Annotated in this window: 10 protein-coding genes; 1 reads left to right on the top strand and 9 read right to left on the bottom strand. The window is 48.8% G+C overall.

The annotated features are described in order from the left end of the window. From H6F80_RS15740 to H6F80_RS15695, 9 genes are all read right to left on the bottom strand, one after another. Window positions 1-1613, bottom strand: a 1613-nt coding sequence (locus H6F80_RS15740) for a caspase family protein (protein ID WP_190792472.1), incomplete at its 3' end; no start/stop codon positions are given. Window positions 1614-1648: 35 nt separating this feature from the next. Beyond that, window positions 1649-3253 carry a CHAT domain-containing protein gene (locus tag H6F80_RS15735; protein WP_190792471.1) on the bottom strand — a complete coding sequence of 535 codons (1605 nt, stop codon included), beginning with the start codon at window positions 3251-3253 and terminating at the stop codon, window positions 1649-1651. Window positions 3254-3306: 53 nt separating this feature from the next. After that, window positions 3307-4068, bottom strand: a complete 762-nt coding sequence (locus H6F80_RS15730; RefSeq protein WP_190792470.1) for a hypothetical protein — start codon at window positions 4066-4068, stop codon at window positions 3307-3309. 142 nt (window positions 4069-4210) lie between these two features. Further along, on the bottom strand, window positions 4211-5632 hold the full coding sequence (locus H6F80_RS15725) for a hypothetical protein (protein WP_190792469.1): 1422 nt from the start codon (window positions 5630-5632) through the stop codon (window positions 4211-4213). Window positions 5633-5741: 109 nt separating this feature from the next. Continuing rightward, window positions 5742-7190, bottom strand: a complete 1449-nt coding sequence (locus tag H6F80_RS15720) for a lipase/acyltransferase domain-containing protein (protein ID WP_190792468.1) — start codon at window positions 7188-7190, stop codon at window positions 5742-5744. 84 nt (window positions 7191-7274) lie between these two features. Further along, window positions 7275-9911 (bottom strand): NACHT domain-containing protein, encoded by a 2637-nt coding sequence (locus H6F80_RS30430; RefSeq protein ID WP_190792467.1) that lies wholly within the window; start codon window positions 9909-9911, stop codon window positions 7275-7277. A gap of 122 nt (window positions 9912-10033) precedes the next feature. Beyond that, entirely contained in the window at window positions 10034-12169 is a 2136-nt protein-coding gene (locus H6F80_RS15710; protein WP_190792466.1) for a caspase family protein, read from the bottom strand. Window positions 12170-12301: 132 nt separating this feature from the next. Next, on the bottom strand, window positions 12302-13177 hold the full coding sequence (locus H6F80_RS15705; protein WP_190792465.1) for a peptidoglycan-binding protein: 876 nt from the start codon (window positions 13175-13177) through the stop codon (window positions 12302-12304). A 38-nt stretch (window positions 13178-13215) separates the two neighbouring features. After that, on the bottom strand, window positions 13216-14115 hold the full coding sequence (locus H6F80_RS15695) for a glycoside hydrolase family protein (protein WP_199296608.1): 900 nt from the start codon (window positions 14113-14115) through the stop codon (window positions 13216-13218). Window positions 14116-14237: 122 nt separating this feature from the next. On the opposite strand from H6F80_RS15695, the gene H6F80_RS15690 reads away from it, so the two are divergent. After that, the coding region (locus tag H6F80_RS15690; protein WP_190792464.1) for a transposase at window positions 14238-14415 on the top strand (178 nt) is incomplete at its 3' end.

Raw genomic sequence — 14415 nt, 5'->3', positions numbered from 1 at the left:
GGATGCGCGTCTCGAATATCCTCCTCCAGTTGATACACCTTCTCACGTGCCTTGGGTTGAGAATATCTATGTTCAAACAAATTCCCTAAAATAATGCCGAGAAGTAGCACGAGCAAGGGCATAAGCGGACCCGATCGCACGCTCATATTCACGGGTAGCACGAGACTTTTACGATTCTTTAAAGTAAGACGAACTTCGCCAATATAGCGATCTGGAGGCATGGCAGAACGGTTGAGGAGCAAGGGGAATACAGTAACTTGGTTAGCAGGAAATATAGCATTTTGAGGAGTTGTAAAAGCCCAATCATTCAATCGGTGCCCTGTAATACTTCCCTGAGCAAAAGCTGTCGAATTAAGGAGCTCTACAGCAGTTGAATCAGTATTTTCAAAAATCAGGTCAAACTGGTCAGTCTTTGTACTGTTGGGAAGTAAAGAATGAGCTAAAAAGCAGTCTAATCCCACATTACAGTTAACTAATTGAAGTTTAATGTGCTCTGTTCCCTTTTCAGCAGGCTTCAGCACTTGTGCTGTAGATATAACAGATGCAGGAGGTTGAGAGATCATCGTTCCATTAATAGGGCGGCTAATTATGGTAATCACACCCAAAGCGCTAAGTGCGGTAACAGCGGTTAGAATTGCCCTTTTATTTAGAGAAAAAAGAGGTTTCTCACTAACTATAGGGTTCTTTGGAATAGGCACAATAGCTGGAACATTAAGTACTTGTTTTGTAGGATGAGCTGTTGCCTCACGTATGACCTGCTGCTCCCCACCTAAAGCTGTGATTGCCAGAGGTAGATTGCGATCGTATCTATTTGCCCCAATTACAGGATGTTGTCTATTATCGGTAGCAGCTATTACCTCCTTGCGCACATACTCAAATAATTCGCCGATTGAAATAATGCCATCACGATTAGTATCAGCCGCACCCCGCATTCCTTCTAGCAAATAATAGGTGAACACCCCATGACCATCACCCCACTGTTCACTTTCTCGAGCCACTTGTGTAGCTTCAGCAGATGTAAGTAGCGCAATTCCATCCTGAGCGTTGCTTAGTTGCTCGAGGTATCGGTTCATCCGTTCTGAACTCTGATTCACATTCCGGTTGCCTATTGCTCCGCCCACTCCAGCACTATGACAAGTATCAGCTAGAATAATTATCTTATCTGCCCGGATTGTTTGCTTTACAGCTCGATCGATTTCATCCATGGGCAGTGCGGTAGCCGCAATTTTCGATAGATTAACGTCATGGGTTAGAAAATAAAGTTGATCAGGACGATTGGGGTTGGAAGCACCATGACAAGCAAGATAAATCAGAACAAGGTCTTCCCGCTTCGGTTTATCTAGAAAATCGTAAAGCGCCTCCCGAATTTTGGCATAGGTTGCCTCTGCATTGACTAATTTACAAATATTCTCTGGCTTGAATTTGCCTCCATTCTCAGTCAGCAACAACTCATAAAGGCTCTCCGCATCCCGGTCTGCATACCTTAGATTCAAGCTCGCATCCTGGTATTTTGAGATGCCAATAATGACTGCCCAGCGATCTACATCACGGTACTGAGAATATAACTCTGGATCGATTGGCGCTAATTTCCGGGTAGAGGGTTGGTCAGACATAGCTCAAGGATGGGAGAGATGGCTATGAATCGCCTTTAAACTGGCATTTCCCATAGTTTAATCTCCAGATCATCGCCCCCGCTTGCCACCAGCTTGCCATTGGCACTAAATGTAACAGTTCGCACTTCTCCCAGATGCCCTGTGAAGGTTTGCAGCAACTCCCCTGTTTCTATATTCCACAGCTTCACTGTGAAGTCTGCACTGGCACTGGCAATTCTAGAACCATCCGGGCTGACTGCCACACACCAGACTTGCCCTGCATGACCTTCGAGAATGTGTTTGGGCGATCGCTTTTCTCCCGTTGCCAAATTCCAGAGTTTAATGGTGCGATCGGCTCCTCCACTGACCAGGATTTGATACTGATTGCTAATTGCCAGCGATAGAACTTGGCTCAGATGAGCATTGCCAATCTCATAAAGCGGTTTTTCTCCCGAATTGTCCAGATCCCACAGTTTAATCGTTTTGTTTTGGCTCCCGCTTGCTAGCCGCTTGCCATCTGCACCGAACGCCAGCGATAGCACCGGGCTACTATGGGCTGAAATCGATCGTTGCCACTGCCCGGTCTCCAAATTCCAGATCGAAATCTTGCCATGCTCTGCTCCCGTGGCAAAGATAGGACGTTGAGGATTGGGACTGACAGGTAAGGTGTTGACCAGCGTAATCGTTCTGGAGGTTGCCTTCACGATGTAGCGACAATCCCCTATCTTCTTGTGCGTCAGCAAACTCCTGTCCCATCCCCTGACTTGCCCATCCGCGCTACAGCTCAACATCAGTTGACCATCCGGACTCATGCCTACACACTTTACTCGATCGCGATGTCCAGTCAGTAAATGCAAGAGCCGTCCGGCTGCTACATCCCAGACGCGAACCGTGCGATCGTTGCTGCTGCTGAAAATCGTTCTACCATCCGGACTAAATGCGAGGGATCGAATCCAGTCGGAATGACCAATTAATGGTTCAAGCTGTGATTTAGGAGTGGGAGGAGTGAGAATTGGCAGAACGATCGAATTAAGCTGTTCCTTCTGCTTCAGCACAGGAATCAGATAGTCTGGCAGAACGGGCGGAGGTGCGTTTTCAGGGGATGCAATTGGGATTAGCTTACGGCTATCGGTTGATGAGTTAGGAAGATCTGTTCTGATTGCGCTGCATCCCAGCCTGTATGCCTCTTCGATTGATTTTCCAGCTCCAATGCCGTCATAGAAGCCGATCGAGAAAGCAATGGCGGCTGCGTCTGGGATCTCGCGATTCATACCGATCACGTAGTTGATATGTTGAATCAGGGCATTGGCTTGCACTTCGGAGTAGCAGGCGTTAAGCAGAATGCACTCCACTTGAGTCGCAAACTCTGCAAACAATTCTGCTAGTGCGACACTTTCAACCAGTTGGGCTTCCCCACGATCGGTTTCTAGGACTAATCCTCCTTCTCCGCTACCATGTCCACAGAAATGAACAATTTGTGGTTTTTCGTCGAGCAGCGATCGCCTCAAATCGATCGGACGTACCGCCCCCCGCACTTCAATCTGAAACTGATTGCGGTTGGGCGATCGCCGTAACCCTTCCCGAATATCTCGAATTTCGCGATCGAGGTCGAGAACAGAAGTACCTTTGGGATTCGACGACAGGATGAGGATCGTTCTCATGATCGCTGACTTCAGTTTTGCGCAAACTATCGAGACTGCTAGAGGCGAGGCTGCTAAAGGTCGTCCCAGTCAATATCTTTCAATGCAATCAAATACTCATTGCCGTCATCCACACTGACGGTGACTTGCTTTTTCGCAGTTTGTTCTAAATCAAAGGCAATTCTGCCTGCGTTGAAGGTGTTTGCTAGATTAACGGCTGCTTCAAAGTTAGAGTCAAAAGCTGAAACAGACTCGAACGTGATGCTATAGCGATCGGTTAATAGAATTTGATGGACGATCGTTTCTTTATCGATGCTGACATCGGCGGTAATTTTGCTGTCGTCTCCGCTGACGAAGTTCTTCAGCTTACTGAGATATCCGGTGGGAATAAACAGCTTGCGCGTATTGGCTCCGAATTGAATCGAAATTTTCTCCATGCGGGAGTAGTCTACGCTGAGGGAGAGGGGCAGGCTGGGAAAGTTACCCACGCCCGATTTTAGAAGATCCGATCGCTCAAAGATCACGGTCAGATCCGCATATTTGACTTCTGCCACAATCTGTTCATCGTCGGCGATCTCCATCGCTTTGCGCTGGGATTCGATCGCTTTCAGCAACAGTTGAGGCGTTGTTAAATGGTTGGGTTCTGGAAAGTCTCTGCCAATGATTTTGAACCCAATGCCTTCTGGAAAGAGATTGCCAGAAATTTCATTAACCACTGAGCCAAGTAGACTGGCTCCACCGCCGCTGCTGTTGGCTTCTTGAGGAATAATCAAAAACCACATTTTGCCAAAGCCCTGGATCAGCCGACGCGACCAGTAGTAGTCTGAAGACGACATTTGTAGTACTCCTTTCCGTACATCAAAAATTTGCTTGTTCGGATAGTGTTTAGTGGTTGGCTTTTTATATTTCTGTGTTTTGTTTCTGTGTTTATATAGCGAATCAATTTAGTGATAAGTATTACGGATTAATCAGATTCCGCTAATTCTTTTGTCCCTGTAGACTACTGAGACTGCGACTGGCAACATCGGCACTTAATCCCCACAGCAGCAGCGCCAGATAATCGGACATCGGTCTTGCTCCAAAGGTTTCGCCCTTCTCGATGTACAACGTGTTCAACCCTGCGAGGGTTAAACCTGTGAGCAAAACCAAATAGAGCAGCGGACGGACAAACCAAAAGGTGGCTTCCGCTCGCGCCTGATCCGAAAGCCCTGATAGAAGGACTAGAAACTGTTGCAGTTGCTCAATTCGAGTTAACGGTTCTGTTTTTTCCGCTTCCGCGATCGCATTTCTGGCGCTCTTATCGAGGTTGACGGCGACTTTGTGGAGGGTTGCTGCCATCGATTCAGAATCGTCTGCTACACCTCCGCGTCTTGTGGCACTCAGCGATTGCAGGATTTCACCGACAGCGGTTGTTGCCATGTCATCTTGCCCCCGAGCAATTAAGTCTCGTGCGGTCTGGATTTGCTGAAACGTCTCTTCCTCGATCGGCTCATCTTGCTTTTGTTTGTCGTAAAGCCCATTCTCGATCGATCGCAGTTGATTCAGGACTCCCAAGCGGCTCTCGATGAGAGTTACCTGGGTATCAGCAGCTTCGATCTGTTGGCGATAGACCAGTTTTCGGGTATTTCGCACCATGGGCAGCAGGATTTTGCGATCGCCCGGATGGGCCTCTCGAATATCTGCCTCCAGTTGATACACCTTCTTGCGTGCCAGAGACTGAGGACCGCCCTGCTCTTGCATATATTTGAACAAGCGACCCAGAACAACGCCCAGAAGCAGTGCCAGCAGAGGCAAAAGCGGACCGCAGCGAACGCTGATGTTGACAGGTAAAACGAGACGGTTGCTCTGGTTTGCCTGGATCAGGTAAATTTTCCCGATGTACCGCTCAGGCGGCATCGCAGAACGGTTGATGGTCAGGGGAATCGTCGTGATTTGCTGGGCGGGAAGCGTGATTGCCCCTTGGGGAGCAACGACCTCCTGCGGAATTGCCAAAGCATGATTGGGCAGGGGATAAAGAGTCAATTCTCCCCGAACGGAGACTGCTGTACTGAGAATTTGGACTGGCGTTGAGGCTGGGTTGTCAAATTCTAGGTTGAGCTGGTTGAGGCGGCTGCTGGCAGGTAGAAAAAGGCGGGACAAAAGGCAATCGATTCCCCAACTGCAATTGACCAGGCGAAGCTGAATCTGATCTGTGCCTTCTAGGGGGATGATGGGAGGTTGATTACTGGTGACGGTTTGAGCCGGGGGAGCAGGCTGCACTTGGGGAACAGGTTGCCCTTCGGGCGGAGTTGGAGCCTGAGGAGTTGGAGCCTGAGGAGTTGGAGCCTGAGGAGCTGGAGCCGTTGCAATACTTTGAGCGAGAAGCAGGGGAAGAAAAACAGGGAGTAAAAACTGATTCATTCGTTATCGTCCTTCGTCAAGCTTGTTGTTCCAGGTGAGAGATAGCCATCTGTCCTGTTAAACCCCATCCCCTACCACTTCGTTTGCTAATTCAATTGGGTTGAGATTATCAAGTTCTCACCACTTCAAAGACATCATGGACAGACGTTGGAGCCTGATCCCCCAGATTCTCCGCTTGCACTTTCACACGATACAATCCTGCGGGTAAATCTTCGATCGCCAACACCCACTCTTTCTCCTGTTCCACAAAATCGAGTTTTAGGGCAGGTCGATCGCCCGACACCGATTCAACTTCAGCCTTTAGTTTTCCAGATGCTGAATCGGATAGTCCAATCAGTCTGGCACGCAGGGCAACGAGTTCATCTGCCAGATACAAATCATCTAGACTTAAGCTGATTGCTGTTTGAGGTGCTTTCGCTCTGACATCGGACAGTGTGTACTGGCTGATTTGCAGCGTGTTGAGCAGGTTGTCTAAAACCTGAGCCTGATTTTGCAAGCCCCCGTGCTGCTCCGCAATAAAGAAATTATCCAATTCTTTCGATCGCTCGATCGGAATCGCGGAAACCTTGGGAACCGTTCCATCGCCGTCACCCAAATCCGATCGATTCTGCAAGACGGCGGGTAAATCCTCACTTGCCGTCAGTTTGCCGTTGGTCAATGTTGCAGATTGTGGCGTCGGTTGCTGAACGCCCGAAATCGGAACGACTGCCAGCGATCGCAGATAGGTTTCATCCTGCCGATGCCGCTCGACTGCCGCCTCAATTTCTCGATGAAATGCTAGGGCATTCTGCGCCTTCGTCTGATCAATATTCGGTAAACCCTCAACTTCTGCAATCCGGTGATACTCACCGTTGATATTAATCACTTTGTAGATGGGCAAAAGCTGGTAGACGGAGGTGAACGATCGCATCACTTCGGTCAAATCCAGGAAAAGCTTCTTATAGCCATTTGCCAGAAAGTTAACGGCTTTAAGCGAACCGCGATAGGGTGTGCCAAAGGTAAACAAAGCACGGCTATCCTGCCAGCCTTCCAACACTTCCAAGTAATAGCGAGAGATAAGTCCCCCCATGCTGTGCGCCATCAAAATCACTTTGGCATCGGCAGCACCGCTCTTTTCCCGCCAGCATCTTAGCCGCTTGTTGATTAACTTTTTCAGAATTCGCGCATTCGCCCGACAATCTCGCCGCCAGTCGTAGGGAAACTGGTAAAAGTTCGCAGCTTTGTCATCGGGATCATTGTAAATATCACCCGAAATGACATCAAAATTATTGGTAATCAACCGTGCCGTTTTCGTATAGCCATCGATCTTCCAAAATCCTGGGATGAGATGCGTATCCTGAATCAAACCTGTAGGGCGAATGCCGTCTCCTAAACTTCCAGCTTCAGGATCATCTTGAGCAAGTTTCAGGTTGCGAATTGCCTCGCCAGATTGAGTTAAAACTTGCCAGATTGCTTGACCTGAAACAGCCCACAGGTCTTTGCCATCTTTCTGTAAAACACTTCCCAGGATACCAGGAAGGATGATAATCACATCTTTCATTGGAGCTTTGTTTGCCATAATTAATCGCCTAAAAGTTGGCTATTTTAATTTCTACTTGCTTCTCAAACACTTTGGAATCAAACGTGATTCTTGAGATTGGTTTTAGTTGGGATTCATTCTGGCAAAATGCTCTAGCAACATGCGGTGGAAAAAGACATAGCCACCCCCGATTTTTTTCATCAAGAGACGGTCTGAGGCAAAGTCAAGAAATTTTGCATAGTTCCAGGGGATGCGACCTTTCTGGTAAAGCATCTGGCGCAGTATGAAGTGTTGAATACAGGCGACACCACCATATTTCAACCCAAAAAGCAGCACAAAAATCAGCCCACCAATCAGCCCAGAATACCACCCAACACTCAGCCCAACACTCAGCCCACCAATCAGCCCAAAAATCAGCCCACCAATCAGCCCACCAATCAGCCCAAACGCAAGGCAATTTCTTAGAGAAGTGCGAATTCCCTGATTTGGAACTGTTCGATGAATTATCTCAGAGCTACCCAAGCCGCTGCCCAATCCAAAAATCAGCCCACCAATCAGCCCACCAATCAGCCCAGCACTCAGCCCAGAATCAAGCCCATAAAGCAGCCCATCAATCGGCCCAAAAAGCAGCCCATCAATCGGCCTATAAAGCAGCACAGCAATCAGCCCAAAAATCAGCCCAAAAATCGGCCCATAAAGCAGCCCATAACCAACACCAGTAAAAAATTCACGAATAAATTTAGCTTTAGCCCTTTGCCAAGACCAACTCAGTTGTTCTAAGGGCTCAATTCTATTTGCCAATCCAACACTCAGCCCAAAAATCAGTCCAAAAATCAGTCCATAAATCAGCCCAACAATCAGCCCAACAAGCAGCCCAACAATCACCCCATAAAGCAGCCCAAAAATCAGCCCAAAAACGATAAAAACTCTCATTCGATAAGCCTTTTCCTCACCTCGATTCTGTAACCAGGTTGGCTGCATCTTCTCAATCAAAAAGATCGTTCGTTTTTCCTGCACCATCTGATTAGCTAACCAGCTCAACCAACGCAGCACCCGAGGTTTGGGGTATTCTGAAGCAGCCCCCCGCTCTAACCTGCGATCGATATAGGTATCAAATAAGTGTTGGGTTCGATCTGCTGTTGAACGAAGTTCCTGCACTAACCTTTCCGCTGACCATCCTTGATATGCTGCACTCATCAGATTCAAAATTAACGGTGTTTGGGCAAATTGCTCCAGTTCTGCGTCACTTTTGAGTAACGTCTTTAAACCTGTTAGAGCACCCCCCACGCTGTCTAGAAACTGATACACCTGCTTAGGTGAAACCGGTTGTAGACAAAGGGCACTGCTGATCTGCAAACGTTCCGTCAGTGCTTCATAATCTTTTACCCGGCTACAAACCGCTATCTCAGTTTTGGGAAACAGCCCAATAAACTGGTTTAACGCTCGAACGCAATCATTGCGATATTCCTCGTTTACCTCATCCAGTCCATCCAGCAACAGGATCAACTGCTGTTGAGTAATCCAGGGTTCACTCAACGATTTAGGCACCTGATATTTTTCTCGCAGTTCATCGATCAACCAATCCACGATCGATTTGCGATCCCTTGCCCATGACGACAAATTAAACACAATGGGCATCGGTAAGCTCAAATTTTGTTCACTGCGCTCAATCAGGCGTTGTGCCAATTGCAGCAGAGCAATGGTTTTTCCAGCTCCCGGATCACCCAGAATTAGCAGTGTCCGACCCTGCCCCATTTCTTGATAAATCTGCGTGTCGCGTAGCTCTTCATACGAGTTATCTAACTCCACAGACAACGCTTCGATTCGTTGAGATAAATCCGCAATGGCTTCTGGACGGGCTGCCAAGTCAAGCCTTATGACATCAACTCCCTGAAGTGACGGCTTGAGAAACCCTTCAATCCAGAATTCCTTCACCTTATTGACCAAAATCTTGCGCTGAGCATATTCCGACTTCTTCAGATCAACCACATTCTCCGTTGAAAACTGCCCGAAGCTGTCATACGCCGCTCTTGCCTGGTCTTTATATTCCTTGCGATCGACCTCCGCATGGACGAATTCGGTGAACTGCTGCGGCCTGTTAGGAGATGTTGCTCCCCCAACCGGACTGGTAGCTATGCGATCGCGCTTCCTCAGCAGTACAGGTTTCAAGTATTCCTGAATCTGAGGCTGTGCGGGCTGTGAAACTTCCCCAAGGTATTCAAGCTTGCGATATTTCTGGGCAGATGAGGAGTTTGTCTCGACCCAGATCTGAACGGCGATACAGCCTAATTCGTAAGACTGCTCGATCGATTTCCCAGTCGCTAATCCCTGGTAAAAGCCTGTGGCAAAATAATAGGCAGCTTTATCCAGAATCGGCTGGCTTATACCCACTACATAATTGATATGGGCAACGATCGCTTCTGCCTGACGATCGCTGTCACAAGCATTCAGGACAACACAATTAATCTCATCAGCAAAAGTCTTAAATAATCGCGCCAGGATTGCTGTACTAACGAACTGTTCTCGCCCATTTTCATCCTGAAAGACTAGCCCTTGCTCTCCTGCACCATGCCCACAAAAGTGAACAACCTGTGGAGAGTGTTCTGCTAATAGTCCCGGCAGTTCCTGAGAGCGCACACCCAGCCCAAATCCAATTTCAAACTTCCCCAATCGCTGTACCACGGTGACGAGATCTGAAACTTCTCGCTCCAGATCAAGGTCTCGTCTTGGATTAGAGGAAAGAATGAGGAGCTTGGGCACTAACTTCCATCCTGCGATAGTAGTTCAATCATCATAGGATTTATCACGGTTAAAGTTTTCAGTAACGGCTAGTTCAGACGAATAACAGAGGCGATTCGAAGCCTCAAATAGCCTCCTATCCACTACCGCTCCACAACAATTTGAATTTGCTTTGTCACCCACTCCTGCCTTGGATCAACCACCATCGTTGCTGCTCTTGTGACTTGGGGAGCATTATCCAGATCAGCGCCGATCGCCGCTAAAAGCTGATTGAGGGGATTAATGCCTTCAGCTTCTCCACGGGTAACTGCATTTTCGGCTTCTAACGACTGCTCTAGTTCAACTCCTCTCGGCTCCTGAGGTTCGTCTAGGGGGGGCAACGTTAACCAGCGAAAATCAGCCAATCCCTTCTGTACTGCAAAGACTTTCAGCGTCTCTTTCGTTTGCTGATAAAACTCGTCGTCTGGAACGCTCATTCGGAGCATAATTTCTTGTGTCTGCCCCCGTTCCAGGCTGAAGAAGGGTGACTCCATTCCCCCGATCGGAATTTGCCAGATTGCCCAGGTTGGATCAAGATCCAGGACAGCCACTTTCAGAGATTGCGCTCCCTGATTGGTCAGACGAAGCATGACCACCTCATCATTCTTCACTACTGGATTTTGGGGATCGTCAAAGGGTGTTCCGTCTTCTTTTAATAGCTCTATTTCGATCGCCTGACTCAGTTTTGACCCTGAATTGTCCAGGCTTTGCACGGCTTGATACTTAGCGAGATGCACCAGGCGATCGATCACACGCTGAGGAGCCGTTGGGTCATCGATGGACAGTGGCGGTCTCAGATTTTGAATCGGGGTGCCAATGTTGATTTCATATTCTCCTTCTCGACCCACCGCCACCTGATAATGCGCCGATTCTCCTTCCTTGACTTCCACCACCCAACCGTTTCCTGCCAGGGCTTGCCGCACCGATTCTAAAGCAGTTGCCTGTCGTTGCACCAGATTGGATGGCAGCTCATGTTCCTGCTCGCCCTCCTGCTTTTGGTCAAAGAACCGCACGCGCCGAATCAGATCGATCGGGGCAGACACCATGATCGCAGGCGCACCCGATTCAATCTTCCCCTCGACTTTGATTCCCCCTTCTTCCGGCTTCAAAACTCTTGCCGTGGACGCAGACGCATCTACCCGGGTTAGCTCCACGATCGCCACCTGACGTTCCTTTTCGGTAAAGTCAGTAGTGTTCAGGGGATAAATCGAAAAGCGAGTGCCCTTGCTGACGCCCTGCGCCTGCCCTGCATTGAGTGTGATTTGGGTTCTCGTCGAATCTACTTTGATCACCGCAACCGTGTAGGGCGTAGACCATTGATCGCTACCAAACACGAGTCGATCGCTCTCACCCATAATCATCGGGAGCTGCTGTGGAAATTTGCTTTGAATTTGAGCATTAATGCGATCGTGCAGCAGTTTATAGGTCAGCGGCTGACCGCTCGTGGCAATACTGCTGAGCGTATCGATCATCCAGTAGGTCAATGCGCCGTGGCGCTCTGTGCCGCCGTTCACCGCATATTCGTAGGCGTACTCGCTGGGACGACAGGCTGCCAGTAAAACGTACTCTCTCGATTGAGGCAACCCTGCCGCTCCAACAAGGCGATTTCTGGTACTTGCTAACCAGTTACGCTCTAGCTCCTCCCGTTCTGCGACCGAGCTTTTGTCTGTGCGAGGCAAAGTATCCGGTAGCTCAGAACTGCGGATTTCGGCATCGCCGCGCGTTGCACCGCCAGAGTTGCAGCAGTCCAGCACAACGGTCACAATCAACCCTTTATCCGTCATTCGTTTAAGGAGCGTCGTCATCTCTACATCGCGCAAATAGCGACCTTCCGGCAAATCTCCAATATCCATTGGCACGATGCCTTCGTCTTTCTGGTTGCTGCCCTGCTTCAGATTGGGATACACGGTTTGCGGATTGCCGCCATGCCCAGCGTAATGGATGTAAACCTGTTCTCCAGGTTTTGCCGTCTCGGTAATCTCGCTAAATGCCCGGATAATATTCTCGTAAGTTGGCTCCTCATCCTGGGCAGATCTCGCTTCCAGTAGAACCGTGTCTTCCTGATTGGGTGACATGAGCCTGCGGATGCGTTCTGGCGGAATCTGTAGGGTTTGCCTGAGAAACGTATCGACGAGATTAATATCTCGCACTGCTCCTTTCAAGCTTTTATAAAACTTATTTGGCTGGTAATAGTCAATGCCAATCAGAAGGGCATGAATGGTTGAAGCTTGTTCTGCCATGAGAGGTGTCTATCCAGAATCTTTTTCATACCTGAGCAGTTGCTGCACCAGTGTCCTAAAGAACTAGGATTTAGTCTCAGTCATGCAGATGCAGCAAAGATCAAACCTGAGAATTGATTCTCAAGGTGTTTTTTACATCACTGCCCGGGTGTTCGGCCCCACAATTCCATCTGCGGTCAAGCTTTTCTTCTGCTGGAATTCCTTGACGGCTTTGTCGGTTCCGGGTCCAAATTCACCGTCCACAGCGATATTAATCCCTGCCTTCTTTAAGGTGTCCTGGAGACGTTCCACATCAGAGCCTTCCATTCGCGGTTGGGTAAGTTTCAGGACTCTGGGCTTATCATCCCAGGGAGCTTTAGCAAAACCATGAGCCGGAGATTGATTGAGGGCCCCTTCAGTCTGTGGACCAAATGCCCCATCTTCACCAATTTTATTATTGGGGTTGTTCTTGTTCCAAAGCTGCTGGAATGCCAAGATCGACTTACTGCGAATATCCGTTGTGCCGCCTCCCTGGAAGTCGAAGTGGGGCGGATCACCGGGCAGCGGATTCCAGCCATAGCGCATTAGATAAGGTTCCCAGCCTCTCGCATCTTCGATGTCGATCGCCAATCCCGTCTGGTGATTGCTGGCTCCTGGCGGGGCAACCGGATTTGAGTTGTTGTGACGATCGATGTAGAGCAGCATTTGCTGGGCGATTGTCCGGTAGCAGGAGTTAACCAGCATCTTTGCTCCCCGATCCTGAATCGCGCGCTGGAGTCCTTGTTTGGCAGCAGTTTGAACATAGGGGTAGGCAGCATCGAGCAGATCTACATTGAGATCATCAAAACTGGTAAAGACATTAGGCAGAATCAGTTGAAGTTGATGAATTAATTGCTGAGATAACCCATTGGCGATCGAAGTTGAGGCGGCACTGGGGGCATCTTCCAACGGTCCTCGAAAGCTGGCTCTGATCCCATTTTTATCGCGATCGTTAATCTCTGTACAAAGTTCAATGATGCTATCAGTCATAATATTCTCCTGGTATATCCTGTTGTGAAGCTAATGATCTATAGACCTAACGCTTGCAGAGTTTGACTGCCTACAATTCCATCTACTGTGAGTCCTTTTTTCTGCTGAAACTGTTGAATAGCAGCATCCGTTGCTTTACCAAAGAAGCCATCCGCACCATCAGTACCAACACTAAATCCTGCATTAATGAGTGCTTGCTGCACGCGACGGACATCTTCACCCTGCATGATCGGGCTAGTCAGTTTTAAGGTGCGAGTGCCAATAGTCCGACCTGTTGTTCCATCTCCTTCGTAAGTAAGGAAAGGCTTCCAGGGTTGACTGAGAAAGAGTGCCTGTTCTGCGAGTCGTCGGCGCGTGAGTCCGAGCCAGGGTTCGCCGTCCACTTTATTCCATACAGGAAACTGTCCAACTGCGCCCTCATAGTCTCCGGCATTCAGTTTTCTGAGCAGCGTTGAACCCCCAAATCCTTCACTTCCCGGACCCACGTTGAAGCAGAAGCACACTAAGGCTGAGAATTGCTCCTCGTTCACATCGACCTGAACGGCATCCTCAACATAGGATTCAAATTGCTCCAGATCTTCGTGTAAGAACTGTTCAGCTTGTACCTGAGTAATGGTCATTCCCGGAGAAACCCCTCTGGTGTGCCCATAGCCGATCGTCCAGACACCAGCTCCATCATCGTAAGCGTGTAATTTACACCCTTCAAAGGTGGTGAGCAGCTTAAAGCCTTCGTCATTGATACGACGGGAACCTCTAGGGGTAATGACCTCTGGAGGTTCTTTCTCGGGAGGCGCAACAGTTAGCGTCTGGGCAGTACTAAATTGGAGTGCTTTGATGATCGCATCCACTTGCCCTTGGGTTTCAGTCACTTTAACCGCATAGTCTCCTTCCAGTTCATACAAGCGACCATCTGGATATAGTTCAAGCGATCGTTCCATAAAATAATGTTCTCCATGCTGAACGTATAAGAAACTGTTTGTAAAAGAATTATGAAGCAGGTGATTCCATGTTGAAAGGATGAGGCATTGGTAGAAGTAGTGCATTGTGAAGCGTGAGAACTATGAGACGCCCTGTGTATGACAGTGACCTCACCGACGCCGAATGGCAGCAAATTGAACCGTTGTTGCCTGCTCGCAAGCCCGTCGGCAAACCGCGCGAAGTGGATTTGCGTGAGGTGGTCAATGCAATTTTCTACCGCGCCGACAATGGGATCAAATGGCGTGCCTTACCCTGTCATT

The sequence above is a fragment of the Leptolyngbya sp. FACHB-711 genome, assembly GCF_014695615.1.
Lineage (GTDB): Bacteria > Cyanobacteriota > Cyanobacteriia > Elainellales > Elainellaceae > Leptolyngbya_A.
The sequence above is the reverse complement of the archived record's forward strand: the minus strand, read 5'-3'. Positions and strand labels throughout refer to the sequence as shown.

Excerpts from the sequence above, each read along its gene's own strand:
- H6F80_RS15735 (WP_190792471.1), bottom strand. The coding sequence starts at position 3,253 with ATGAGAACGATCCTCATCCTGTCGTCGAATCCCAAAGGTACTTCTGTT.
- H6F80_RS15730 (WP_190792470.1), bottom strand. The coding sequence starts at position 4,068 with ATGTCGTCTTCAGACTACTACTGGTCGCGTCGGCTGATCCAGGGCTTT.
- H6F80_RS15725 (WP_190792469.1), bottom strand. The coding sequence starts at position 5,632 with ATGAATCAGTTTTTACTCCCTGTTTTTCTTCCCCTGCTTCTCGCTCAA.
- H6F80_RS15720 (WP_190792468.1), bottom strand. The coding sequence starts at position 7,190 with ATGGCAAACAAAGCTCCAATGAAAGATGTGATTATCATCCTTCCTGGT.
- H6F80_RS15710 (WP_190792466.1), bottom strand. The coding sequence starts at position 12,169 with ATGGCAGAACAAGCTTCAACCATTCATGCCCTTCTGATTGGCATTGAC.
- H6F80_RS15705 (WP_190792465.1), bottom strand. The coding sequence starts at position 13,177 with ATGACTGATAGCATCATTGAACTTTGTACAGAGATTAACGATCGCGAT.
- H6F80_RS15695 (WP_199296608.1), bottom strand. The coding sequence starts at position 14,115 with ATGGAACGATCGCTTGAACTATATCCAGATGGTCGCTTGTATGAACTG.